This is a genomic window from Vibrio fortis (assembly GCF_000695685.1).
GTDB lineage: Bacteria > Pseudomonadota > Gammaproteobacteria > Enterobacterales > Vibrionaceae > Vibrio > Vibrio fortis_A.
The window spans coordinates 292,530-318,011 of sequence record NZ_JFFR01000027.1 but is presented as its reverse complement, the minus strand read 5'-3'; the positions used below and the strand labels follow the sequence as shown (position 1 = coordinate 318,011).

Below are 25,482 nucleotides of genomic sequence, written 5' to 3'. Positions count from 1 at the left end.
TAACTTGATTCTATACCGAGCTATCGGCATGATTTATAGTAGTTATTTATTAAGGACGTTGAGCTTTCCATGAAAAAAATTGCAATTGCGACTCTGCCACTTCTGTTGGCTGCGTGTGTATCTGAGAACTACATTACGGATGTGACTTCAGAAAGTTATCAAGAAGAGTACAAAACTGCGCAAGTTGAAGCTCCGGTCGTATCAAAATCAGACCAAATGGGCTCAGGCGTTAGCGAAGAAAACGTAACTGTTAACGTTGTTAAAACTGAACCTGTTAAACAAGAAGTTACTCAGACAGCAACTGTAAAACCAGTGGCTACAGTGAAAGGTCCTTCCAAGAAGCAGCAAATGAACCAACGTTTTGGTTACACCGTTCAAGTTGTTGCTGTAGGCAGCCAAAGCAAAGTGGACTCTTTTGTAAATCAATTGCCAACAACGTCTCAACCAGTTTGGGAAAACTACAAAGTTGTTAATGGTACCAAATGGTTCACGGTACTTTACGGTGACTACGCGACTAAAGCTGAAGCTAAACAAGCTATCGCAACGCTTCCAAAGACTTTCCAAAACTTGAAGCCATTTGTTAAAAGCATCGACGAGATCAAGAACTCAGCATATCCAACTCTGAATAAGCTGAACTAATCATTTAAAGAGGGAGCCAGTGGCTCCTTCTTTTTCTTTTATCGTTGTATTCGTGCAATAGTTAGACGCTTAAGCTTGATATCAACACTTTCACCTTCAAAATACTGAAACTCGCTCTCTATTTGTTTATCATTGAACGAAAGTAAACCGAGTTCTCAAGGACCGAATTAAACAATGAACACCACAAATATTCTTCTACTATGCGGCGGCGGCTCATCAGAGCATGAAGTATCGTTAGTATCAGCTGGCTATCTTTTCGAACAACTCAATAGCATTGAAGATTTCAATGTTGTACGTGTCGAAATCAAAAGTGAAGGGTGGTGTCTTGATTCGGGTGAGTTGGTCTACCTAGATATCAATAACCAAATGCTTTGTGGCGATAAAGATCAAATGAAGATCGATTTTATTGCACCTTGTATTCACGGCTTCCCTGGTGAAACTGGTGATATCCAATCTTTGTTTGAGATGGCGAAGATACCGTATTTAGGCTGTGGTTCAGAAGCAAGCAATAATAGCTTCAATAAAATAACATCTAAGTTATGGTACGACGCTTTAGGTATTCCTAACACGCCATATCTTTTCCTTTCAGATAATAACGAACAAAGCCACACAGCTGCGAAAGAAGCATTCGAAAAGTGGGGCAAAGTGTTTGTTAAAGCGGCAAGACAAGGCTCTTCGGTGGGTTGTTACCAAGTGACTGAAAGCGATCAGCTTGAAGAAGCTGTGAACAAAGCATTTACTTTCTCAGATCAAGTATTAGTTGAGAAAGCGGTTGTACCTCGTGAACTAGAAGTTGCAGCTTATGAGATCGATGGTGAGCTGCACATTAGTAAACCAGGTGAAGTCATTGCTCCTAACGGTGCGTTTTACACATATGAAGAGAAATATGGTGCCGATAGTCACTCAACGACGGAAGTTGAAGCGACGAACTTAACTGAAGAGCAGTTGAAGCAGATTGATAACGATGCTCGAAAAGTATTTACTCAGATGAAACTTCGTCACCTGTCACGAATCGATTTCTTCCTAACAGAAGATAATGAGATATACCTAAATGAGGTGAATACCTTCCCTGGAATGACTCCTATTTCAATGTTCCCGAAAATGGTTGAGCATAACGGTCACACATTTAGTTCATTCCTTGAAAACTGTGTGCGCACGAGCCTGAAATAGAGCACTAACTCTCCGTGGCAGTATCATGGCTGCCACGGAATAATTTGTTTAAAAACAATTTTCCCTTCTTCGGATTTAGCCAACTGACCTAAGTATTGCGCCGGCATAACTGGGCTCATCCAGCGTCCAAAATCTTGAATATCTCTGATCGTCATTCCTTGTTTCGCCAACTCTTGTGTAGCACCCACGCGGATAGAGTTACCAGAAAAGCTCAAACTTCCGGTTAGTCCAAGCAGATCACTTGCGCGTCTTACGATTCTATAGATCGAAGAATCATCTAACGGTTGGTTGTGAATATGACCGTGTCGATCTATGGATCGAAACAAAGGTTGCTCATCGAAAGGCTCACTCATTTCAATCCAACGTTGTAGGTGGCCAGAAGCTACTTCTGAGAGTTGATATGTTGAGTCTGCCACATGGACGCAATTACCATCATCTCTGGTTGAGATATGGCTGGCTTTTAAGTTCTTGAGCTCTGAGCGTTTTAAAGCACATTCAAACATCACGTTATAAATCGAAACATCGCGGATATCTTTAAGAGGTGCATTGGGTTTTGCTAACGTGTTGTTGAGCTGGCTTAAATGATGATAAGTCATCGCATTAGTTTGTTTCGCATCGCCTGATTTCGATATCTGTAATTGAACTAAGGTAAATCTTACCTGCTTGTGTTTTATTGGGTTAGGGAACCCCAAAATTGTGTGCAGAAGGGATAGCGTTGCAGTGTAACGTTTTAGTGAAGAAAACTTACGTTCGTGAGCTTCCGTTTCGAGGAATCGACGAATCGCTGTGACGGAAGCAGGCAATGTATTAATATGATGTTTAAGGCAAAATGCTAAATAGCGGTTCCAGTCCGATAGAATTCCTAGCATAGAATTTCGAGAATATTGATTGTCAGTCAACTCATCTATAACATCTAGAGAGGCCTCGTTATTGAGTTTCTTAACAAAGAAATTAACTTGTGAAGGGTCGGTCAAAACCGGAACTTTTTTTCTCAAATTACCGTACCTGGTCAGGTGTTTTTGTCATATTATGCTTGATATCATTAATAGTACACTTATGATTAGTGTAGTGAAAACAGAAAGATGATTCATAGATATGGCTAATTCGATTTATCGAGGAGTTCATCTGCAATCAACAGATGCGACGAATACTATTTGGCGTGCAAAATTAAAAAACCACGCAATTCAAGGTAACTTGACCGCTTTGAAGAAGAGCATCGATTGGTGGATTGACACTGCATCTATCATTGATCCAAAAGAGTTCACTTCATTAAACAAACCTCGAGCAGGTTCAGGTGGCCAAGCGGAAAACTTTAATGGTTATCAAATCAAGAACGATACAGGCGAACCTAACGCTTGGTACTGTATGTTTAACGGTCGCCTTATTAAGGGATCGAAAATGGCAATACAGCGCCATATCGAAGCTTACTTGGTAGCAAAGCAAAAAGCACAGCAACAACAAAAGAAGTAAAAGACTATGAGCTTAGTGTATTCCACAGAAACGGGTCGTATTAAACCTGAGGAAGAAAAAGTCGAGCGCCCTAAGGGTGACGGCATTGTTCGAATTCAACGTGAAACTAAAGGCCGTAAAGGCAAAGGCGTTTCCGTTGTAACAGGTTTAGACCTAGATGACGCGCCACTTAAATTAATGGCTGCGGAACTTAAAAAAGTTTGCGGTTGTGGCGGCTCTGTAAAAGACGGCAACATCGAAATTCAAGGTGACGCTCGTGACAAAATCAAAGCACACCTTGAAAAGAAAGGTCTTAAAGTTAAACTGGCCGGTGGCTAAGCTGGCTAATATTGAAGTTAAGAATCGAAGATTATTATAGTTAGATATTAGCTATTTTATGGTAAATAAGCGTTTCGGTTAAATAACTTTAATATCAAGCACTGAGAGTGTGCACAAGATAAGGCAGGGTATCTTAATGGAGCTCTGCCTTAGTTATAGTAAATCTAATTTAACATAAGATAGATAATACGCACTGATTTAAGGATTCCATTCCTAGGGCTACAGCACCGCAAGCCATTGAAATACTTGTTAAACCGAGCCCGTTATACTTTTTTGCGATACTGTTCCACAGTGTCTGCGCTTCATGCGTTTTTGACTTATCGAGAGCTAGCCCAACAAGTGCTTTTTCTTTATCCTCACCAACAACGTCGGCCATCATAAGTATCTGATTTTCTTTTAGAAACGTTCGACCTTTTCTAACGTCTGTTAGCATTTGAGGGCTTACGCCTAAATCAGCTGCAACTTGCTTATATTGCACATAGTTCATCTGCATTTTGTAAGCATCAACTAGCTTTTGGGTGTACATTTTGAAAACCTCTCTTGGCTCATTTCCTTTGATTCTAGCTTAAAACTACAAAATTTATCGTATTGTCAGCACGTAAAATTTCGTATCTACTGTATGAAAAATTACGTACTCACTAAGTCATCTGTTACATGACTAACTCTATGGTGGTTTTATGAAAAAGCTCAACACTCACAACGCTGTTATCTTAGATACTGAAACCACTGGCCTAGACAGATTTGCTGAAGTTGTCGAGGTTTCTCTAATTTGTGCTGAGTCTGGAAAAGTCTTGTTCAACTCTTTAGTTGATCCAGTGAAACCAATTCCTTCAGATGCTTCCGCTATTCACGGGATTACTTCATTAGATGTTGCTGGGCGCCCGACTTTCTCTGAAATCAAATCAACTCTCGAATCGTTGCTTTCTGATTGCGATGCTTTGCTTATTTACAACGAGTCTTTTGACTTACGCCTTTTGTTCCAATCATTCCGATACTCTGGTGCTTCGTCTGAATCAGTTGAAGATTTCCGATCGTTTCTCCAAACCATTGGTCTTAAGACTCACTGTGTCATGCATTGGTATGCCGAGTTCTTTGGTGAATTGAATGAACACGATGATTACAAATGGCAATCCTTATCCAATGCTTGCCTACAACAAAGCATCAATGTTTCTGATTTAACAGCTCACCGCGCAACAGCTGACTGTGAAATGACTCGTCGTTTAATCGATGCAGTAAACCTCAAGCTTGAGTCATCAGAGGCTTAAGACCATGGATTCAATCTACTTCGACAATGAACCCAATCATGGCATTAACGCCTATTTCACTTGGGGTCATGAGTTCTTCAAAACGCCTTATGAGTTTTACCAATTCTTGATGACGCACTACGGAATGACTTCTTTCCAAGTTGTTGAGATTACGGACGACAACTATCAGGAGCTTTTGGTTAAGGGGGTTTTTCATGCCATCTAAGAAACCTCATAAGTACCATGATGAAATTCGTCCGGTACAAGTTGACCACTTGGCTTTCTCGTTTTCTTACAGCGCGTTACGTCTGTTGGATAACTCAAACGACCAAGACTTTATTAACTTGCAATTCCCTGAGTTTAAAAAAGTCAGCGTTAACGGCCGCGTCAACTCACCAGAAGCCATAGAGAAATCTATGGAGTTACATCGTAACAAGTGCAGCAAGGTCTTAGCGCATAGGTTCGATGAGTTCATGGCTAAGGTGTTCAACTTCCGTTTGTCTCCAATGCGTGGCCGTGGTCTACACGGGTATGAAGATTCGATGGTGATTTACGATTCAACGGGAACGGTTGAATGTGGTTTGGTCGGTATCGGTGGCAACAACAACACGGTGTTTGTCCAAATCAACGGCACAGGTTGTTCGAAGCTGTTTGAGTTCATCCCACACAAAAAGGTGCATTGGTGGTTGTCGCTCTTGGGTATCACTCGCCTAGCCCGTCTTGATTTGTGCGTGGATGACTACACTGGAATCTTTGACTGTAAGTACGCTGAGAAATGTTTTTATGAGGGAGCATTTCGCACTGCTTCTCGTGGTCGTGGTCCCACAATGGTTCCTCATAAGCGCGTTTCTCAATCTGGCGAGTTATCAGAAGAAGCGGTATTGGTTGGCTCTCGCACGTCAACGGTTTACTGGCGAGTCTATAACAAGAAGTTTGAGCAAAACATTACTGACCCTGAAGTGATTTGGTACCGCAATGAAGTGGAATTGAAGAAGTGCGATTTGTCACTCCTTGCCTCTCCTGCTTCTGCGTTCGCGGGCATCTGTGACTTCGCAGCCAGTATCGACCCAGCTGAACCGATGAAACTTGAGCTAAACAAGAAGAAAGAAGGTTTAGAGTTCTTCGCTCGTATCGCTTGGGTTCGTCGTCAATGTGGTAAGGCGCTATCTGAAATCGTGGCAATGACTGAGGGTGATTTGGGTGAAGCGTTCGGGATGCTCATTCCAACTCATCACAGACGCGCCAACTTTGAAACCTCGTTAGGAGTGCCTGACGAATACACGAAAAAGAAAATCGAAATTTTGGAGTCAACAATATGCCTACAATAACTGGTATCTCTATCAAGCGTTTCCCTAAATCTAATATGGAAGTCGCTGAACTTTCAGTGCTTCGTGGTGTTGAAGAAGTTGATGTGGAGAAGTTCCAACAGACCGGAATTGGCTACACCACTGACATTCCATACAACAAACAGCCTCTAAAAATTGATGTGAACTACGCTCGTAAACTTATCCAAACTCGTGCGTTTGTCCCTAATCGTGAATATGAATTGAACCTTGGTGCAAGCGCGGATGACCCGCTTGATATCTTGGTTACGGCTCTCATCCCTGTCGATGAAGATGTCAAAAAGCACTTCGAAACATCTATGAAAAATAGCTAGGTCGTTGGTGCTATGTCGATTTGCGTAACTGTTATTGATGGTGTCCTACAGCAATCATCCGGTGATGTTTGTGAGTATGTCTTGGTATCCAAAGAGCAGTTATCGCAACTAGTAAATGGTCAATTTGATTGGTCATTAATTGAGTTTGACAAATCTCTCTATGAATTTGTCGTTGGTCAAAGCTTGGTTACTTTCGTTGGTGGCCATGTCCTAGGCCGAGTATTAAAACACTTTCGTTAACCCTTTAAGGAAAATAATTATGATTAAACTTCGTCAGATTGTAAGCAATAAATCTCTTGTGGCTGCTGTGGCTCTTACCTCTGGTTCTGCTTTTGCGGCTGACCCATCAGCCGCTGAGACGGCTATCAATGCTGCGGTTGCCTCTGGTAAGTCGATGGTCGGTTTAACTACATCCGGCGTGATTGGTATTGCTGCTCTTGGCTTTGGTCTTGGAATGGTTGTTTCTTGGCTTCGTAAGTAATGATTACCTCTATCGTTCTCGGTTCTTTAATGTGTGCCTCATTCCTTTATGGGGTCTACACGGGAGTGATATCAGGTTGATTAACGGGGAGCTTCGGCTCCCTTTTTTATTGCTTATATATTTTGGTGAATCGCATGAATAGATTCCTCATTGTCTTTCTCTTGTTCTTTTCTGGTCTGTCATTCGCAAGTGGTAGTAATTTTTATCACGTTAAAACTTCTTACTATGATGCTTGTGGTATTACATCGGGTTGGGTTGGAACTATTGGAGCTATAAAAAATGCGTGCGTAGGCTCAGAACGCAATGGTAAGAAGATCAAGTCCATTACCTACTCTTCATATAAAACGTGTTCCCACTTTGGGCTTACCTATAACAGTGGTTCTGAATCGGGGGTGTTCTTCGCATGTAAAGTTACTTCATGCCCTAAAGGGACAAAGCTCAATGAAGAAACTGGCAAGTGTGAAAATCCCTGTAAGGAAATGGAAGGTGAACGTTTAGGCTTTATGATCTTCCCTATCGGTACAGCCAAGGTTTCTGCTGTTTGCCAAAATAGCTGTCGAGCTGAACTTTCTAGCACTGCTGCTTGGGTACAAAACGGAACAGACAACGACCCTCGCCCTTTTGGTTTATATAACTACACTGGTAAATCTTGTACTGGCTCGGAGGGTTCTGGAGGTAGTACGGGTTCTGGTGGTGATGGCTCAGGCTCTGGTGGTGATGGCTCAGGCTCTGGTGGTGACGGTTCTGGCTCTGGTGGTGACGGTTCTGGCTCTGGTGGTGATGGCTCAGGCTCTGGTGGTGACGGTTCTGGCTCTGGTGGTGATGGCTCAGGCTCTGGTGGTGATGGCTCAGGCTCTGGTGGTGATGGCTCAGGCTCTGGTGGTGGTGGTTCTGGCTCTGATGGTAGTGGTTCTGGTTCCGATGGTAGTGGTTCTGGTTCCGATGGTAGTGGTTCTGGTTCCGATGGTAGTGGTTCTGGTTCTGATGGTAGCGGCTCTGGTTCCGGTGGTGGCGGCTCTGGTTCCGGTGGTAGCGGCTCTGGTTCTGGTGGTAGCGGCTCTGGTTCTGGTGGTAGTGGCTTAGGTTCTGGTGGTAGCGGTTCGGGTTCCGGTGGTGGTGACTCTGATGGTGATGGACTGACTAAGGGTGATATCAAAGATGCTATCGAAGAAGCCCTGGGCAAGTCCGGTACGTTCACCAGTCCGGCCAATGGTGAGGGCTACGGTTCTGGAACTGCTTTAACGGGTTCGGTTGCTGCCTTACAAACTGAGGTTGAGGAACTTGAAGATGAGCTAAAACGTAAACTTAAAAAGTCCCCTTTAAAGCTTGGTCAAATGTCTTTCTCTAATGGTTCTTATGACGGCACTTCTTTCAATCTCAGTCGTTGGGATGTGGATGTAGGTTTTAACTTGTTTAGTTCTCTTGGTGTCAATAACACCGACATGATTAGAACGGTGATCTTGTTTATCGCTACTTTGTTTGCAGGCTTCATCCTGCTTTCGTCTGGACGTTCAAAGGTTTAATAATGGAATATTTCTACGATGCTCTTGACTTTATTGTCACTGTCTTTGGCAGTATTTATGATTTCTTCGCCTCTATCCCTGATCTTATTCTGGAAGCTTTTGCCTATGCTTGGTTCTGGGCTATTAAGCTGTATATCTACCTAAAGATTCAGATGCTCGAATTGGCTTATAACGTTGCCTCTTTGCTCCTGTCTGAATATGAGGTTTACACCGTTCTCAACATGGCCTTTAACAAACTTCCTGCTGACCTCCGCTTTGCTTGTTATCAACTGGGGATTGTTGATGCGGTTCGTATCATAGTTGATGCGTTTGCTACGGCATTTGTTCTTAGAATTATGGGGTGGTGATATGGCTGTATCTTTTCGTCATGGCTCTAACGGAGCTTACAAAACAGCTTACGTAACTTGGTTTGAAATTCTCCCTGCTTTGCGTGATGGCCGTACGGTCGTTACCAACATCGAGGGACTGAAACCCAAGGAATCTATCGAGGAAATCTTGGGTGAAAAGTTTCCTGAGTCAGCCACATTAATTAGGATCTTCACACGATCTTCTGAGGGGGTCATGCTCTGGCAAAACTGGTTCAACTGGATGCCAATTGGCGCTTTTGTTGTGATTGATGAGTGTCAGGATTTGTACTGTACAGAAGCAGGGTTTAAGCGTGAGAAGTTTCTTCAACGTCCTTTCTCCGACTTTGTTGATTACTTACCTAAAGGCTTTTCAGAACTCTTCTATTCGCGTTGGCTTCCTGTTGACCCTGACTCTTTTGATGTAGGTGATGTGGATGATTGTGAACGTACGCAGCTGGATGAAAACAACCGTCTACTCTACCCGTTTGATTTCTACGGTGCGTTCATGCGTCATCGAAAGTATCAGTGGGATATCGTCATGCTCACCCCAGACTACACGGCCATACCGACTTGGTTAAAAGGTTGTGCAGGTGAAGCGTATTCACACCGTTCTACCGATACATTCTTTCGAAGTCGTAAGCCTCGTATCTTCAATCACCCACCCAAATCAACCAAGACCGCACCGACCACTAAAGCGGATATGGCGAGCAGTACCAATAAGAAAATCCCTGTTGATGTGTTTGCTCTTTACCAGTCGACCGGAACGGGTGGTTTCAACGCTACCAAGTCTGATATCTCCGTTCTTAAATCGCCTAAGTTTGTTCTTTCAATCCTCATCGGCTTACTGGCCGTTGGTAAATTCTTATGGGACTTAACTGATGTACTATCTGATTCTGATATGGGTGAAGTTGAAACGGTTGCTGCGCCAGCTGCCTCTACCAACTCGCCTACTCTATCTACTCCGTCTAACGCTCCAGTATCTGAAACTGTTCCTAACCAAGATGGGCAAAGTTCTGTTCGGTTGGGTTCTGGCGATGCTACTGCTCAAGGTTCTACTGAAAGTCTTTTTGATGATGTGAATCCGTTCTTTGATGCCTTTCCGGTATTTAATGGTTCTACGGGTGTTTACCTCACTTCGGTTAACCGGACGGTTTATCCGTCTGGGTTTGGTGAATACTCGGACTATGTCTTTAGGATTGATAAAGGAGTTGAGACCTTTTACATACGGTCGGATATCTTGGGTCGATACGGGTATCGGTTCGAGCTGATTGATGACTGTTTGATTCAGGTATCAGGTAAGTCGGTGACAAGGATGCTGACTTGTCCACCTACGGTAAGCGGTATGGTCATCGCAGCCGAGGGCGATGACTTGCTAGGCGCTAAGGTGGAGAACGTTCAGCAGTCTGTAGATATCTTCAGTATGTGATGAATGACAAACCGCTATCGGTGGTTTGTCAAAAAATGACATACTCGCCCCGCAGGGATAAGTGAGAGCGGAGCGCGAACGATGCACCGAGCCACCTGATGATGGTCAATGGTTCTCGAAAATTAACTGGCGAGTGTTTCTAACTGCCCAAGCTGAAAATATGAAATACCTCCCCCCTTCCTGCCAGAACATCCCTTGCAGAGCCTTTCCGCATCAGTGGGGAGTTCTGCCACAGCAACCCACCTATTCTAATCACTTTCTATAGTCCGCTCACAGCTTCGCGAGAGTCGTGAGAGCTGAACAGCGAGCGCGACGCTGTGGGCGGCTCGACCCCCGTGTTGTATCACGGGGGTAAATTCGACCTAACTATCAGCTCTTGGTAAACCGTCTTTAGTTGCAAACGAAGTGCGCTAGATCTTTATTTCAAGCAATTCAGCGCATGTATAATAGGCTATCCATTGCCGATGGTAGATGACTATTTTTGCGTGATATTTTTTAGTAATATTGCTGTGTGAAAGATGCCAAGCATAAAGATTCTGTATAAAAATATTCTGGCTAAGAACTGTTAGAAGTCTAGGAGTTATTCATGACTAAATCAGATATGAAAATTGGGTGTTTTATAAAATTTATGGCGCCAGAGTATGTTGATAGTTTTCTTAATGAAGGTTTACTCTTCATGAATACACTTGAGTATTTTAGAACCTGTGAAGATGACGAAGAACACTTAAGAGCCGACCGTTATGAAGGTCTAACTGCCAGTTATGATTCGCAATCGGTAAAAATGACATTAGTTAAAGATGGTACTCGTGTTGAGCCTGTCGATAAGATAGATGTATTTCAACCATTAGCAGACTCTATAAATGTCTATTGCATGACCATGATTACTCATCATGATTTATGCAAACCATTTAGGCTTAATGAAAAATTCGAGTCGTTTGGTAGCAAGGCTGTGTTGATCCAAGGCGCAGGTTTACATCAATTCATGGCAAGACTTCACAAAGCTATCGAGTCTGATGAGAATTTGGGTTCAATTTATCCGAGCAAAAAGATAGCTGGTTCAGTGGAATATGTTCGTCGTGAACAACACCACCAAAGCTTGGATGTATTCAACAAATTCAATGATTATAGCTGGCAACGTGAATATCGAATTGTTTTAGGCCGTGAAGCAGGTTCTGGTGCAATATCGCTCAAGTTAGGCGACATTTCTGATATCGTTCAAGTTGTCGATACGAAAGAGTTAATGAATACGGTTTTTGCGTTGAAGGAAAGCTTATAACAATAATTAAACGGGATTTGTGATTATTATACTCACCCGTATTGGAGAGGATATGTTCAGAAAGATTTTAAGTTTGTTTGGTAGTAGCCGCTCTCAAGCTCACAACGAAAGTCAAGATTTAACAATTAAGTCCAACGAAACTACTAATTCATATAGTTCTTCAGGCTTCGGGGATGTTGTAGACGGTTTACAGTTTTCGCCAACGTTTCAGATCAGAACACCTTGTAAAATTCTGAGGGCAAACGGAATGCATGTGGCAAATGAAGCCCAAATTCCTGATTACCTTAGAGAACAGCAACATGGTATTTGGTTGCCAAAGGTTAAGCAAAAATATTCCTTAGACGATGATAACGATGTCGGAGCATCTGATGCGAGTGGGTCTAATCGTGACGACTATATTACATTTGTATGTTCGATTAAGGACATATATTCTGAAAATATTAGCATTTTTGAACGGGTAAAACTCATTGACACCTTTAAGGCTGACCACCCTGAGTTACTGTACGTCGAAGACAAACTATTAGCGTATTACAACAATTACGACTCTATAATCGATATTTTGATGTTTAACGTCGACTTTTCATTTGAAGACCTAGCAAATTTTCATTACAGAGATGAAGGTTATCTAAGACCTATTCTTGGCATTAATTCCAGAGTTGAGAAGTCACTAATAAGCTTAGGCTATAAGGTAGTAGAAGATGTAACGCACCTTACGAAAGACCAATTAATGGAACTGGACGGAGTCGGGAATAAAAGCGCAGAAAAAATACTGGAAAAAATAGCAGAAGTAAAATCTGCAATTCGTTTAAATGCTTTAACTGCATAAAATGAATTTCAAAAGCTCGACTTTTTCATCAATCTGAACTCGTGAGGGCTACACCTTATGTAGCCCTTGTTTTATCTTGCCAGTTTGGCTATTGCTCTAGCAAATTTTGCGATTTTCGTTGACGTTTGTAACTCTAATTCAGATTGTATTTCCAGTAAGGCGATGCCTAGAAGAATTTGTTGCGCTGTTACCATTTGGCCTGTTGGTAGCTCTATTTTATCGTAATGAACTTTGAAACCGTTCCAGTCTTGAGTAACTCCAAGCTCTCTGCCTTTTGACATTCTCATGAGTCTTTTACACTCAGATGGGATTATCTGCCCCTCGTCCCATCGCGTGACTGTCCTCACACTTTTAAAACAAAGCTCTGCTGTCTCTTCCTTAGTTAATTGGCACTCCAATTCACGAAAAATGTAATTCTTGGTCATTTCTCGATACTTCATCATAAACCCTTTGATAAGCAAAGGGTTGAACACTCAAGCAGTATGCAACTCTATTCAACATAAGCACGGATAATACGCAGTTGGCTTGTTATAACAAAGCGAAAATGTCCTAATATTACCAAGTGAAAATGTCCTACATTTCCTTGGAGGTTTGAGGATGCTAATCACTATGAACGACCGAGAATTACAAAGACTGACGATAATCCAAGATGTCTTACACCAAAACCTAAGCCGACGCGACGCTTTAAAGTTATTAGGTTTAAGTTATCGACAACTCCAACGGCTCATTACTCGCTTCATTCAACAAGGCGCAGCTTCTCTGGCGCATGGAAATCGAGGCAAGCCGTCTTCAAATCGTGTCAATGAAAGCGTCAAGCTGCAAGCATTAGAACTCATTCATCAGTACTATTCTGATTTCGGACCAACGCTAGCCCACGAAAAACTTCAAGAACTCCATGACGTCTCGGTATCTCTTGAGACTTTGCGACAATGGATGATCGCTGACGGTTTATGGGTGCCTCATAGCAAGCGTAAACCTCGAGTATATCAACCTCGCTATCGACGGGATTGTCTCGGTGAGCTCATTCAAATTGATGGCTCACACCATGATTGGTTTGAAGGCCGCAGCGATAAATGTTGCCTTTTAGTCATTATCGAAGAACCTGATTACCAATCCCTGTTCACATGAGTCAATTGTGAACTCAAAATATTCGGCCAATGGTGATTCTAGCTGTCTGATTATCCGATCATGACATAGAGAAGCATTTTCAAATAGAGTTCTGACTTACTATAATAACTGCTATTAAGTTACGTTGTGACTAAATGTACCCAATCCAAATAGTTGCCGTTTAACTATGTCAAATGTGTGTCAGAGTTTTGTGTGTACAGTATCAGTGTGCTCCCTAGCCTTTTAGAATCGTACGCTTCTCGAAATCGTATCAATATCAACTGCTTGATAGAAGAATTCTCACGGATTAGATTAATGAACGAAAGAACATTTAGACAGTTTAATGTGTTCCTTGCGGTGACATGTCTCGCAATCACTGCTTTTTCGCTAATCTCATTCCACATAGGTATGGACAAAAATTTTACCGTTACGCCTGACCGTTTCGATCTAAAAGTGAATACTGATCAAGACTATGGTGGTGGTACGCGCGGCCATATTACGCAAGAAAATGATTCAATAACGTTACACTGCAACTTTAAAAGAGATTATCGTTCGCCTTTCTGTGAGGTTGAGTTTGTTATATCAGAAGAAGGACAAGGCGTAGATCTTTCCAAATATGACTCTGTCACCATCAATATGGATTACGAAGGCCAAGAGAATCCCCGCTTTAGGTTTTACGCAAGAAATCACAATGATGCGTACAGTGTTACTGAAGATCCGATATCCAATAAGTTTAACCGATTCGACTTTTCGTTTAATGACAAAGAAAATATTGATTTAAAGTATTTCAACGTACCTTTATGGTGGGTTGACTTCTACAACCATCCAATTACAAAAAGTGGTGTTGATATCACCAATACAGTATCGGTAGAACTTGGATTAGGTTCGAGTACTTTAGAGGGCCTACATCAGTTAACTATCTACAACATAGTTTTTCACGGAAAAGTCATTTCACACTTAACGCTCATCAGAGTTTTGATCGGCTTATGGGTAGCATTCGCAATTTATTACGTAGCGGGTTCTATGTATCTAATACATCGTTGTCGCAAGGTTTCTGATGCCAAAGCGATCCAGCTCAAGCGCGAGATCGCAGAGCTTCGAGTTAAAGCAACAACCGACTCACTCACGGGAGCAAGAAACCGTACTCAAGCCTTGGACAGCTTTTACCACTTCGAAAGGCTTATACAACAAGGCAAGGCTATCCACGTAGCGCTATTCGATTTAGACCATTTCAAATTGGTCAATGATACCCATGGCCATGACATTGGTGACAATGTGTTACGGGAGTTCTCCGACCTATCGGAACAAGTCTTCAATGATAACTATTTAATGTATCGCTGGGGTGGTGAAGAGTTCTTACTGGTATGCTTAGAGCAAGATGCGTCACAGTGTAACGACAAGATATCTGAGTTTATGGAAGCCATGGCTCGTAATCTTTGGCCGGAATTATTAGAAATCACTGCGTCTATTGGTTTAACTCAATTGGATCGAAAGGAGTCGATGCGTACCGCGATTAAGCGTGCTGATACAGCTCTCTATCAAGCAAAGAACCAAGGTCGTAATAGGGTTGTCTACCTTTAACCGCCTGGTCCATCAAAGCGCTATATAATCTAAATTCTATAACTATTACTTTCTAAGTTTACGTAACACTAGTGTATCACTTGATTCAGAGTGAGAATGATTGCCACACGGATAATCCGTTTAATATCAATAAAAACAGCCACTGAACAAACAACTGCCTTCGAAAGAAAAACCGAAACCAACCGGTGCCATATAAATTGACACCCAAACTTGAAGCGGGAATGCGCATGGGTAACCTTATGTAATGCACACCGTAATTTTATTACACACCTGATCGCGTTAAGTTTCCCGTAGTATTTTATACTAAGCTAAGATGCTGATTTTATTATTGTTTCTGTTATGGAGAGGAAGATTTGTCGTTTGATTGGAGGCTGAGAGAGCGTAGATACTGAAAAGAATGATTTAGTTATAGTGCACTAGTAGTTAAAAAAGAAGGGCTTAATGCCCTACTCTTTAGATTCTGATTCTTCTCGAATTTGTTGAGCCACTATCTTGATAGCTTCTGCTGTACTAACACCTTTGGTCATGAGTTCTTGAATTCTCTCAACAGCAGCTTGTTGTTCTTCGTGAGTCAGTGTTGGTAAGTCGTTTAGCATGTTCAGCTCCTTTTACTATGGAGCTGAACTATATAGGCACAATTAGTAACTAGCAAGGAAATTGATAGAAGCGCCCATTGCATTTTCGTTAGTGTAGTTTGCACTAATATCAAGTTGGAAAAGATTTAGAGGAGATAGTCCGATACCAGCTGTAACAGTACCTTCAGAATCAGAGTAAGCTAGGTTTTTATAGTACCCTCCTCTCAGCTTCAGTTGACGTAAAATGTCCACCTCGGTACCAACACGAATCATCTGCTCATTGTCATCAAAGCTTGTGAACTTTTCAGCTTCATTGATATCGTAATCAACGCTTAGCGTGAAGTAGTCAGCTACTATGCCTGCACCGACGGTGTAAACAGGTTCAAGCTTATAAGAGTACTGACCACCAACATCATTGCTTTGACCACCACTTGTTAATGTTCTCGTAGTATCTTTAGTTACGATATCACGTGAAATCAAATTTGTTGCTGAGAAGCCAACTCTAAATGGACCAAAGAACCAAAGTGCTCCCGCATCAATGTTAAATGCAGTTTCACCTTCACCATTTTCACGCACATCTGAAAGGTCATAGTTATTGATGTCAGTTACATAATTATATGTATAGATTCTTTGTAACTTCGGAGTGACACCAAATGATAGGTGTTGCCCCATAAAAGTTTGATACTTTGCCAAAGATAATCCGACTTCAGTTACACCTATAGACACAGCTTCAACGGCAGACAATTCGAGTTTCTGTTGGTCGCTAGCACCTACATTATTGTAAACATCAGGTGAGGCAAAACTTTCTGTGTAGGCTTTTGCAAAAGCGTTTGCAGCTACAAACTGGTTTGGAATCGCGAAAGCAACAACGCCACCTAGGTCTACGCTTGCTTGGTTTCCGTCGAGCTTGTTTAATGCATTTGTGATTTCAGCACTGGTAGTTGCGTCGAGGACCGCATCGATATTTGATTTCATATCATCTGGGTCGTTGTAGTTACCACCAAAACTTGGCGTGATCATACCTAAGTCATCGTTACGACGATAAATAGCAACTAAAGCTGGGTTATAAAATGGGGCTGTTAAGAAGTTAGCTGATACAACACCAACGCCACCCATAGCGTCTCCGCGCGCTTCGATGGCATAGTTTGCTGCAGTAGCAGGAAGGCTAGCTAAGGCTATTGACGTTGCGAGTAGTTTTGTCGTTTTGTTCATGCTGATAGTTCTTTGTTAAGTCCTTTACATTGTTATCGGCATGATTGTAATTTACTTTAACTCCTCCTCGCTAGAAATATCATACGTTTTACTTATCGTTTGTGTCTGTTCGATGGTTATATCACCTTGCCAACGCGCGTGTGCCATTGAAACGGCCAGAACGTAGCGATCACTTGGAATATCTTCACCCTTTAGTTGCATTGGATAATCAGACTCATAGCTCTTACCCCAAACACGCTCATAGCGTTCATTGACGTAATCATAAAGCCCAACTTCTAAGCGTGGCAACGGACAATACGGATTTAAAAGCTCTTTCTTATCAATGCGCCAGGAGTCTTTAGATGCCCAGCGTACTTGCTGTTTGAGCTGTACTTCACCAAAAATAACCCAAGTACTCCAAGTTACTCCATCTTCAACTTTTACACTTAGACGATACAAGCCGGACTGAACAGGTGACGACAAGTTATAGCGCTTGTTGTACAAATAAGCATCGCTATTCTCAACTTTCTTAGCGCTTTTAGTCATCTGGCTATCGGATGACAGAGTTTTATCAACCCACTTGTCTAGGGATATGTTTTGAATGTTTTCAGTAGACTCTAAGTCGATGACCAAGCGAAACGTATCTCTGCCCGGGCTTTGAATCATGTGTCGCTTTATAACGACTGAACTTATCCAATCAGGCAAAGTATTCTTGGTTAACGTCTTACCACAATCTTTATTTAACGCCTGATTGAATAGTTCATTAAGATGCTGCTCTCGCACCTTAGAAGTATTGCTTTGCCACACTTCCACCAATGAATCGAACATCAACGTCAGGTCATCATTCAATATATGCTTATGGACCTGTGTTAATGCATTACTGCCAGTAAACCACTCGGTTGCCGAGCTAGGGAAACTGGTCATCGCCATCAGTAATAGTGGAAGTGCTTTTCGTTTCATTATTACGCTTTCATTTTGTAGCCAACGCCACGTAGTGTTTCAATTTCTAAACCAGGTAGTTTTTGACGAAGCTGTAGTACGTGCGTATCAACAGTTCTAGTCGTTGGGAAGTGATTGTAACCCCACACGTGATCAAGTAGTTCATCACGCGTGAAAACACGCCCCAGATTACTTGCTAAGAACAGAAGCAAATCAAACTCAGTACGTGTTAATGTTACTTCTTGATCTTTAAAGAAGACTTCACGTGTCGCCTTATCGATGACTAAGTCTTGAGCAACAACTTTAGAGCTATCCTGCTCTTCTGCATCCGGTAAACGCAGTTGCGCGCGAATACGTGCAAATAGTTCAGCCTCTGCAAATGGTTTTGTTAGATAGTCATTCGCACCAGAATCTAAACCAGCAACTTTGTCCTTTACCGTAACAAGTGCTGTTAACAGAATAACTGGGATATCTTTCTTCTTTTTCCAACCAGGTAGAGAATCCACTGAATCGCCATCTGGAAGTTGACGGTCGAGGATTACAAGATCAGCCTGTTCCCAGTACCCTTCAACTTCAGAGATGAGTTCTGCATGCAAACATTCATATCCAGCTTGCTCTAGGCTAACTAGAAGACCATCAGCTAAGTTTTTATCATCTTCAACGAGAAGCAATGTCTGTTTCACAAGGTATCTCCAAAATAAATGTTGTCGGGGGCCCGATGAGAGTCATGTGTCCACCCATTTTCCCAACCATAGATTCAACTATCGTTAGGCCTAAACCAAGACCGCTCTTACTTACAAACGGTTTGCGTAACTGGCCCCAGTCTTTGCGGGTCAAGTCTCCATTATCTATCACTTTGAATGTCAGCTTCTTGTCAGAAGTCGTGAGATCAAGCGTAACTGGTGGAACTCCGTACTTAACCGCATTTCTGATCAAGTTATCGATACAAGTTCCTAACCAATAAACGTTTACTTTCGCAGCGATGTCTTGGTTAATGACAAGTTTGATATCAGGACCAAACTCCTCTTCAATTTTAAATTCCAACCACTCTTGTACGCTTGGTACCCATTCGGTAGCGAGAGGTTGATTGTCAGACTGTAAGTAGTCTTTACTTGCTTCGGCAAGTTGCCTTAATCGGCGTGTATCTTCGCAAAGGCGCCTGAATTCGTCATAAACCGTTTCAGGAAGGTGTTCAAACTCTCTCCTAAAACCTTCTACTGTCAATGACAGGCTGGCGATAGGCGTTCTAAGTTCGTGTGTTAGGATCTGCAGTACTAACATACGACTCTTCATCTCTTGTTTGCGTACGTTCCAACGATAGATAGACCAGCCAATCACCAACAAGATATTTGCAACCACTAGAACAATCATCGCGATTTGAAGTAGCTCTGAGTGATCTTCGATCTCCCAACAAATATTGCCTCGCTGAACGAAACAGCTATTGTCTTCATCTGACAGCCGATATGAAAGACCGGCTAGTTGCGCATTCTCAGTCCAGATTGGTTCTTGATACAAATAGTATCGATCACCGCGTTTAAGCCATAGTTCATCGAGCTCTACAAACATGCTCGCACCAGCCAGTAATGCAGTAATCGCTTCGCTGTTCATGTGTTTTAGGCGAGTCAGAAGCTCATCATGATCTTCATTTGGTCGCTCTTGAATGTGCATAAAGCGCTTTAGCGATTCAAACTTTTCTGGGTACTGTTCTACGTAACGTGCTGCGTATGAACCGCCACCAGGGTGAATCAAACCACTACGACTGAACCAGCGATCCGATAACACTGTCCCTTTACACATGGCTCGTGTAAACACTAAAGGCTCGGTAATTAAAGGGCTAAGCGGTAGTTTTCCACTACACGTTTTCGATAATTGATATAGCCTTTGAATATCCTTCAGCGGATACTTTGCCGTTTGCGGTAGCATAGCTGATGGCATGATTAAGCTGGTTGGGTAGTCGGCTTGCAGTACACGAATGTCGTAGGATTCGACCGCCGTTTCATGATCAAACAACTTAGTAAAATGATCGATACGCTCAGGCAACGAGTCAGCGAAAGCAGTTGCTGAAACGAAAAAGCTTAATGTAATAAATGATAATGTTTGTTTAATCGTCACAAGCCAAGCGCTAATTCATACAGATAAATCAAATATATACCATTCGCTATCAAAGATAAATTTTTACCTTAGCAATCCGATAACTGTCATCAATTATGCGGCAATAATTTATATGAATGTAAAAGCACTAACCAAAAAAAGGGACTCAATCGAGTCCCTTGTCATTTAACGGTTTCTTATAAGTGCTCTAGAATGCTTAGACAGCTCTCTTTTGCATCACCAAACAACATTTGCGTGTTGTCTTTAAAGAACAGTGGGTTCTGTACACCCGCGTAACCGGTATTCATAGAGCGCTTGAAAACAATAACATTTTGCGCATTCCAAACCTCTAGTACAGGCATGCCTGCGATTGGGCTATTTGGATCTTCTAACGCTGCTGGGTTAACTGTGTCGTTCGCACCAATGACAAGCACAGTGTCTGTCTCAGTAAAGTCGTCGTTGATTTCGTCCATTTCTAGAACGATGTCATACGGTACCTTAGCTTCAGCAAGCAGTACGTTCATGTGACCCGGTAACCTACCTGCTACAGGGTGGATACCAAATCGCACTTCAACACCTTGTGCACGAAGCTTTTCAGTGATCTCATGCACTGGGTATTGTGCTTGCGCTACAGCCATGCCGTATCCAGGTGTGATAATTACAGACTTAGAACCTTTCAACATTTCAGCGACTTCTTCTGCCGACGCTTCTCTGTGTTCGCCCTGCTCTTCAGCATCACCAGATACAGTAACTTCTTGACCAAAGCCACCAGCGATAACACTAACGAATGAGCGGTTCATCGCCTTACACATAATGTAAGACAGAATTGCGCCTGATGAACCCACTAGAGCACCAGTTACGATCAATAGATCATTTGCTAGCATGAAACCAGCAGCGGCGGCTGCCCAACCCGAGTACGAGTTAAGCATAGATACGACTACCGGCATGTCTGCACCACCGATAGAAGCAACCAGGTGGTAACCGAATGCAAAAGCGATCAACGTCATTACAATCAGAGCAAACATGCTACCATCAGCTTTGACGAACATGATCATTAAGAACGTAGAAACAACAATCGCAGCCAGGTTCCATTTGTGCTTGTGAGGGATGTTCAATGCTGACGACGAAATCACACCACGTAGCTTACCAAACGCAACAATTGAGCCAGTGAACGTCACCGCACCAATGAATACACCAAGGAAAACTTCCACAAGGTGGATAACATGCTCTGCGTGTGTTGCTGCTTCAGGTGCATCGATGTAGCTGTTGTAACCAACCAATACTGCTGCCATACCTACAAAGCTGTGTAGGATTGCGACCAGTTCTGGCATCTCAGTCATTTCTACTTTTTTCGCATAGTGGATACCGATACCACCACCGATCACCATCGCAATAATGATCCACACTAGGCCTTCAGAATAAGGACCAAAGATCGTTGCAAACAGAGCGATTGCCATGCCAGTAATACCATAGTAGTTACCAGCACGAGCCGATTCTTGCTTAGAAAGCCCAGCAAGACTCATGATAAAGAATACAGCAGCGACAATGTAAGCTGCTTGTACTAATCCTTCAGACATCCGTTATACTCCTTAGTCTTTACGGAACATTTCAAGCATGCGTTTGGTAACGGTAAAGCCACCAAATATGTTGATGCTTGCAATTAACACGGCGATGAACGACAAGAAGGTAACAACCCCACTGCCTTGACCGATTTGAAGTAACGCACCAACAACAATGATGCCTGAGATTGCATTCGTCACCGACATTAACGGTGTATGCAAAGAGTGGCTAACATTCCAAACTACGTAGTAACCAACAATACAAGCCAGTACAAATACCGTGAAGTGCGATAAGAACGCTGCCGGAGCAACAGAAGCGATCCATGCAAAGGCACCAACTGCGATCGCCATGCCTGCAATTTTCTTCGCTGGAGATTTCGGTTCTTCAACTTTAGGTTCAACTGGCGCAGCTTGCGGTTTTGCCTGTTGAGGTTGAGCCGAAACTTGAATCGGTGGCGCAGGCCACGTCACTTCACCCTCTTTAACCACAGTCACACCACGAAGAACAACATCATCAAAATCAATATTGATGTTACCGTCTTTTTCTTTGCAAAGGAGTTTAAGTAGGTTAACAAGGTTAGTTGCATACAGCTGTGAAGACTGAGTTGGAAGGCGACCTACCATATCGGTGTAGCCAACAACCTTAACGCCATTTGCTGTTGTGATTACTTGGTCTGCAACCGTGTATTCACAGTTACCACCATTAGCCGCAGCAAGGTCAACAATCACACTACCCGGCTTCATGCTATCGACCATCTCTTTAGTGATTAGCTTCGGTGCAGGACGACCTGGAATCAATGCGGTTGTAATTATGATATCAACGTCTTTCGCTTGCGCGGCATAGAGTTCTTCTGCTTTCTTGTTGAATTCATCAGACATCTCTTTCGCGTAGCCGTCACCAGCGCCGGTGTCTTCTTGGAAATCCACTTCTAAGAATTCAGCGCCCATCGACTCGACTTGTTCTTTTACTTCTGGGCGGACGTCAAACGAACGAACGATTGCGCCTAGACTGCCAGCAGCACCAATGGCGGCAAGACCAGCAACACCAGCACCTGCAACCAGCACTTTAGCCGGTGGTACTTTACCTGCTGCAGTAATTTGGCCTGTAAAGAAGCGACCAAACTCATGAGCAGCTTCAACCACGGCACGATAACCTGCAATATTTGCCATTGAACTCAATGCATCTAATGCTTGGGCACGTGAAATACGTGGGACCGAATCCATTGCCATTACATTGATATTCTTGCTAGACAGCTGCTCCATCAATTCTGGGTTTTGAGCTGGCCAGATAAAACTGATCAGGCTCGCACCTTCTTTGATAAGCGCAATTTCGTCGAGATTTTCGTCAACAATAGGAGCGTTGACTTTAAGGATGATATCGGATTCCCAAGCTTGGTCAGCAGAGACTACTTTAGCGCCAGCTTCTTCATAAGCTGAGTCATCAAAACTTGCTAAAGCGCCCGCTTGTGTTTCAACACAAACTTCAAATCCTAACTTTAAAAGCTGTTCTACCGATTTTGGAGAAGCAGCGACTCGCGTTTCACCTGCGAGGGTTTCTTTTGGTACACCAATTTGCATAGCTATTCCTTGACTATTGGCACAATGACTTATTCGTTTGTATCTAACGATAACTAATACTTCAAGCGTTTTATTCAAAGAACAGAAAAAGTTATTACATATAACGGATTGGATGTAATTTCATCGATTTTGAGGGGCTAAAAGACAACCAAATGAGGTTAAGAGGTCAAACCACTTGAAATTAATCCCTTATATAACAACTATCTAGCTGCTCTTTTTCCTTAAAAACTAAAAAGAGCCTTCAGCATATACACTGAAGGCTCTTAAAATTATGACCAACATCAAGTCTAGCCCTAATTGGCTAGCTAAAAATGTTATCGCCCATCTGATCGATAAACATTTGAGATTTTTTCAGCATCAGTTCGTTGGCATCATCTTTGTTTGAAACAACGTCCGAACGAATAAAACGATGAGATTTCATTTCACCATCAATTTCTTTCTCGATACGCCCAGCGACTCTATATTGCCCCGATTCAGCCAATGCTTCTTGATAGATATTGAAACCTTTATATTCTACAGGTTCAACAGCAACGGCTTGTTCGGTTTTTTCTTTACTTCCAAATAGCTTTGAAAAAAATCCCACGTTTTTATACTCCTAATTCAACGACCAAGGACTCATCTAACGTACCACGACTAGGTGTTCTTCAACAGTGGCTTTTCATACCAATCAAGCTCAACATCATCGTCAAAATTGTGATGTGAGAAGATAACCGGGATATCTTGGGAGCGATTTTTTCTTCGATCATCTAAAATCATCGCTTCTGCATTTTTGACTGCGATCTCACTATTTCGCTTGTATAAAACCAACTTCTCCTCTGGCAAAGCCGCCAAAAAGTCGATGTCATAGCGAATATAGATCGGCTTTAATTGCCCCAGAGCTAAGCACGCAAGATCGGCCAATTGCTCCTGAGAATAACTTGATACATATTCTTCTGTCGTTAGCACCTGACCAACGAGTGTTTCCATATAGTTATGAACGTCAACACTGATCTGCATATCTTATCTCTCCATGATTCAAGTTATTGATTGCGCCAGTTCTACTTAACTTTTAGTCGGTTATACCAATAATATCAACAATAAACATACTCACTTTGTTGCATTATTCACAATCCATCACTATGTTTTTATCTAAAAACAGGTAAAAAGCTTGGCAATTGGAATTTAAGCCGTATCCTACATTACTAGTATTAGTTATAGAATCATCAGTTTAGATAGGCACTCTACATAAATGTCATCTTCGTTTGTCACGTCTAGTTTGTTCCGTTTTTGTTTTCCGCTTCTCCTACTCAGCATACTGCTTGTTGGTATGAACAATGTCATCTTAATTACGGAATCAAACCATGGCTTCGCCAACAACCTCCCTTACATTCTTTTGTCTGTAGCGGGGGTCTTATGCTTTACCTTTAAACAAGGTCGCATGGCCATGGTATCTATTGCCATGCTTGTTGCATATGCCGTGATACAAACACGCCTTCAAAGCCCATTAAATACCGGGACAACATTATTAGAGCTGTCGCTGTTAGCCGCCTTGCTTCCAGTGTCATGTTTGTTGGTTTATGCATTTCCTGACACTGCTTTATCAGCAAGGACGACAGGATTCTATCTTTTAGCGATTGGGCTCTTTATTGCATGGTCTCAGCTCATCATTACCCACTTTTACGACGGTGGCTTTGAGTCTTGGAGTGAAGGCGTCCTGTTTACTGTCTCCTCACTATCGAAACTCCCTTTCATACTTTTGATGTACAGTATTGGATTATCTGGGTTAACGGCAATCTTAGTGTTGATGTATAACCGTCCTATTGATGTTGTCGTATACAGCTCTATCGTTATGGCTAGCTCGACGTTTATCTTCTTTGACGTTCTGTATATATCAAGCACACTATTTTCGTTATCTGGCGTGCTGATCATCATCTACATGATGTCGGCAAGTCATGCACTTGCATTTAATGACCAACTAACCAATATTCCAGGTCGCCACGCATTGGAAAGCGATATGAAACATTTGGGTCGAAAGTATTCATTAGCAATGCTCGATATCGACCACTTTAAGACGTTCAATGACACTTACGGTCATGATATCGGTGACGAAGTGCTTAAACTTGTTGCCAGTAGAATGAAGCTAACATCAGGTCACCCAAGAATTTATCGTTATGGGGGTGAAGAGTTTACGATCATCTATCGACGCAAACAGGCTAAACAGGTCGTTGGTCATCTGAATGAGCTTATTCAAGACATTGCAGCCTATGACATCGTAATACGCGATAATCATGCCCGCCCTAACTGTGATGACACAGGCAGTAAGAATAGAGGCCAAGGTTCACTGGCATCGAAGATAGTCAACGTTACCGTAAGCATTGGGTTGGCGGACAGCAAGACAACCAAAAAGCCAGAAGAAGTGATGAAGCTTGCAGATAACGCCTTATACAAAGCAAAGGAAGCCGGCCGTAACCGTTTGTCTATTAGCAAAGAATAGACAGACGGCAA

At 42.5% G+C, this 25,482-nt stretch carries 29 protein-coding genes and 1 pseudogene; 18 read left to right on the top strand and 12 right to left on the bottom strand.

All coding sequences use genetic code 11. The features are described from left to right. The first annotated feature begins 69 nt into the window (after positions 1 to 69). Positions 70 to 639, top strand: coding sequence for an SPOR domain-containing protein (locus VFDL14_RS05560; protein ID WP_032552547.1), 570 nt, complete (start codon positions 70 to 72; stop codon positions 637 to 639). Positions 640 to 813: 174 nt separating this feature from the next. After that, entirely contained in the window at positions 814 to 1,809 is a 996-nt protein-coding gene (locus VFDL14_RS05565) for a D-alanine--D-alanine ligase (RefSeq protein WP_032552546.1), read from the top strand. A gap of 23 nt (positions 1,810 to 1,832) precedes the next feature. Here VFDL14_RS05565 and VFDL14_RS05570 read toward each other — a convergent pair whose 3' ends face one another. Continuing rightward, entirely contained in the window at positions 1,833 to 2,804 is a 972-nt protein-coding gene (locus VFDL14_RS05570; protein WP_032552545.1) for a tyrosine-type recombinase/integrase, read from the bottom strand. A 100-nt stretch (positions 2,805 to 2,904) separates the two neighbouring features. Here VFDL14_RS05570 and VFDL14_RS05575 point away from each other — a divergent pair, with 100 nt between their 5' ends. Continuing rightward, positions 2,905 to 3,279 carry a DUF3319 domain-containing protein gene (locus VFDL14_RS05575; protein WP_032552544.1) on the top strand — a complete coding sequence of 125 codons (375 nt, stop codon included), beginning with the start codon at positions 2,905 to 2,907 and terminating at the stop codon, positions 3,277 to 3,279. Positions 3,280 to 3,285: 6 nt separating this feature from the next. Next, a complete protein-coding gene (yciH, locus tag VFDL14_RS05580; protein WP_032552543.1) occupies positions 3,286 to 3,597 on the top strand; it encodes a stress response translation initiation inhibitor YciH in 312 nt (103 codons plus the stop codon). A 169-nt stretch (positions 3,598 to 3,766) separates the two neighbouring features. On the opposite strand, the gene VFDL14_RS05585 is transcribed toward yciH, so the two are convergent. Further along, entirely contained in the window at positions 3,767 to 4,123 is a 357-nt protein-coding gene (locus VFDL14_RS05585) for a DUF3693 domain-containing protein (protein ID WP_032552542.1), read from the bottom strand. Positions 4,124 to 4,274: 151 nt separating this feature from the next. On the opposite strand from VFDL14_RS05585, the gene VFDL14_RS05590 reads away from it, so the two are divergent. The 11 genes from VFDL14_RS05590 to VFDL14_RS05635 all read left to right on the top strand — a co-directional run bounded on the left by VFDL14_RS05590 (position 4,275) and on the right by VFDL14_RS05635 (position 12,377). Next, complete coding sequence (locus tag VFDL14_RS05590; protein ID WP_032552541.1) at positions 4,275 to 4,862, top strand: 3'-5' exonuclease; 588 nt, start codon at positions 4,275 to 4,277, stop codon at positions 4,860 to 4,862. A gap of 4 nt (positions 4,863 to 4,866) precedes the next feature. Then, on the top strand, positions 4,867 to 5,067 hold the full coding sequence (locus VFDL14_RS05595) for a hypothetical protein (RefSeq protein ID WP_032552540.1): 201 nt from the start codon (positions 4,867 to 4,869) through the stop codon (positions 5,065 to 5,067). Then, a complete protein-coding gene (locus VFDL14_RS05600) occupies positions 5,057 to 6,169 on the top strand; it encodes a replication initiation factor domain-containing protein (protein WP_032552539.1) in 1,113 nt (370 codons plus the stop codon). Before VFDL14_RS05595 ends, VFDL14_RS05600 begins: the two co-directional genes overlap by 11 nt. Further along, complete coding sequence (locus VFDL14_RS05605) at positions 6,157 to 6,498, top strand: DUF1293 family protein (RefSeq protein ID WP_032552538.1); 342 nt, start codon at positions 6,157 to 6,159, stop codon at positions 6,496 to 6,498. Before VFDL14_RS05600 ends, VFDL14_RS05605 begins: the two co-directional genes overlap by 13 nt. 12 nt (positions 6,499 to 6,510) lie before the next feature. Further along, on the top strand, positions 6,511 to 6,738 hold the full coding sequence (locus tag VFDL14_RS05610) for a hypothetical protein (RefSeq protein WP_032552537.1): 228 nt from the start codon (positions 6,511 to 6,513) through the stop codon (positions 6,736 to 6,738). 19 nt (positions 6,739 to 6,757) lie between these two features. Then, a complete protein-coding gene (locus tag VFDL14_RS05615) occupies positions 6,758 to 6,979 on the top strand; it encodes a hypothetical protein (protein ID WP_032552535.1) in 222 nt (73 codons plus the stop codon). 134 nt (positions 6,980 to 7,113) lie between these two features. Then, a complete protein-coding gene (locus VFDL14_RS24855) occupies positions 7,114 to 8,502 on the top strand; it encodes a hypothetical protein (protein WP_160168798.1) in 1,389 nt (462 codons plus the stop codon). Between the two features lie 2 nt (positions 8,503 to 8,504). After that, complete coding sequence (locus VFDL14_RS05620; protein ID WP_032552533.1) at positions 8,505 to 8,849, top strand: hypothetical protein; 345 nt, start codon at positions 8,505 to 8,507, stop codon at positions 8,847 to 8,849. A gap of 1 nt (position 8,850) precedes the next feature. Further along, positions 8,851 to 10,275, top strand: a complete 1,425-nt coding sequence (locus VFDL14_RS05625; protein WP_032552532.1) for a zonular occludens toxin domain-containing protein — start codon at positions 8,851 to 8,853, stop codon at positions 10,273 to 10,275. 586 nt (positions 10,276 to 10,861) lie between these two features. After that, positions 10,862 to 11,551 (top strand): hypothetical protein, encoded by a 690-nt coding sequence (locus tag VFDL14_RS05630; RefSeq protein WP_032552531.1) that lies wholly within the window; start codon positions 10,862 to 10,864, stop codon positions 11,549 to 11,551. 52 nt (positions 11,552 to 11,603) lie between these two features. Beyond that, positions 11,604 to 12,377, top strand: coding sequence for a helix-hairpin-helix domain-containing protein (locus VFDL14_RS05635; protein ID WP_032552530.1), 774 nt, complete (start codon positions 11,604 to 11,606; stop codon positions 12,375 to 12,377). A 71-nt stretch (positions 12,378 to 12,448) separates the two neighbouring features. Here VFDL14_RS05635 and VFDL14_RS05640 read toward each other — a convergent pair whose 3' ends face one another. Further along, positions 12,449 to 12,817 carry a phage protein gene (locus VFDL14_RS05640; protein WP_032552529.1) on the bottom strand — a complete coding sequence of 123 codons (369 nt, stop codon included), beginning with the start codon at positions 12,815 to 12,817 and terminating at the stop codon, positions 12,449 to 12,451. Between the two features lie 169 nt (positions 12,818 to 12,986). Here VFDL14_RS05640 and VFDL14_RS0123390 point away from each other — a divergent pair. Both VFDL14_RS0123390 and VFDL14_RS05645 read left to right on the top strand, forming a co-directional pair. Then, positions 12,987 to 13,478: pseudogene (locus tag VFDL14_RS0123390) on the top strand (helix-turn-helix domain-containing protein); the annotation flags it as partial. Positions 13,479 to 13,799: 321 nt separating this feature from the next. Then, complete coding sequence (locus tag VFDL14_RS05645) at positions 13,800 to 15,065, top strand: GGDEF domain-containing protein (RefSeq protein WP_050487462.1); 1,266 nt, start codon at positions 13,800 to 13,802, stop codon at positions 15,063 to 15,065. Between the two features lie 446 nt (positions 15,066 to 15,511). On the opposite strand, the gene VFDL14_RS24085 is transcribed toward VFDL14_RS05645, so the two are convergent. The 9 genes from VFDL14_RS24085 to VFDL14_RS05685 form a co-directional block, all read right to left on the bottom strand. Beyond that, positions 15,512 to 15,661: a YoaH family protein gene (locus VFDL14_RS24085; RefSeq protein WP_084181902.1), complete on the bottom strand. Its 150-nt coding sequence runs from the start codon at positions 15,659 to 15,661 to the stop codon at positions 15,512 to 15,514. A 42-nt stretch (positions 15,662 to 15,703) separates the two neighbouring features. Then, the gene (locus VFDL14_RS05650; RefSeq protein ID WP_032552528.1) at positions 15,704 to 16,852 is read right to left on the bottom strand and encodes a conjugal transfer protein TraF; all 1,149 of its coding nucleotides are present in this window, start codon (positions 16,850 to 16,852) and stop codon (positions 15,704 to 15,706) included. 51 nt (positions 16,853 to 16,903) lie between these two features. After that, positions 16,904 to 17,791, bottom strand: coding sequence for a DUF2861 family protein (locus tag VFDL14_RS05655; protein ID WP_032552527.1), 888 nt, complete (start codon positions 17,789 to 17,791; stop codon positions 16,904 to 16,906). 2 nt (positions 17,792 to 17,793) lie between these two features. Further along, positions 17,794 to 18,453 (bottom strand): response regulator transcription factor VxrB, encoded by a 660-nt coding sequence (gene vxrB, locus VFDL14_RS05660; RefSeq protein ID WP_032552526.1) that lies wholly within the window; start codon positions 18,451 to 18,453, stop codon positions 17,794 to 17,796. Beyond that, positions 18,428 to 19,897 carry a sensor histidine kinase VxrA gene (gene vxrA, locus VFDL14_RS05665; RefSeq protein ID WP_032552525.1) on the bottom strand — a complete coding sequence of 490 codons (1,470 nt, stop codon included), beginning with the start codon at positions 19,895 to 19,897 and terminating at the stop codon, positions 18,428 to 18,430. Before vxrA ends, vxrB begins: the two co-directional genes overlap by 26 nt. Positions 19,898 to 20,058: 161 nt before the next feature. Further along, complete coding sequence (gene pntB, locus VFDL14_RS05670) at positions 20,059 to 21,438, bottom strand: Re/Si-specific NAD(P)(+) transhydrogenase subunit beta (protein WP_032552524.1); 1,380 nt, start codon at positions 21,436 to 21,438, stop codon at positions 20,059 to 20,061. Between the two features lie 12 nt (positions 21,439 to 21,450). Next, positions 21,451 to 22,998, bottom strand: a complete 1,548-nt coding sequence (gene pntA, locus VFDL14_RS05675) for a Re/Si-specific NAD(P)(+) transhydrogenase subunit alpha (RefSeq protein WP_032552523.1) — start codon at positions 22,996 to 22,998, stop codon at positions 21,451 to 21,453. 301 nt (positions 22,999 to 23,299) lie between these two features. Continuing rightward, the gene (locus VFDL14_RS05680) at positions 23,300 to 23,581 is read right to left on the bottom strand and encodes an HlyU family transcriptional regulator (protein ID WP_032552522.1); all 282 of its coding nucleotides are present in this window, start codon (positions 23,579 to 23,581) and stop codon (positions 23,300 to 23,302) included. 50 nt (positions 23,582 to 23,631) lie between these two features. Next, on the bottom strand, positions 23,632 to 23,994 hold the full coding sequence (locus VFDL14_RS05685) for a late competence development ComFB family protein (protein WP_032552521.1): 363 nt from the start codon (positions 23,992 to 23,994) through the stop codon (positions 23,632 to 23,634). 232 nt (positions 23,995 to 24,226) lie between these two features. On the opposite strand from VFDL14_RS05685, the gene VFDL14_RS05690 reads away from it, so the two are divergent. Beyond that, positions 24,227 to 25,471, top strand: a complete 1,245-nt coding sequence (locus tag VFDL14_RS05690; RefSeq protein WP_032552520.1) for a GGDEF domain-containing protein — start codon at positions 24,227 to 24,229, stop codon at positions 25,469 to 25,471. Positions 25,472 to 25,482 lie beyond the last annotated feature (11 nt).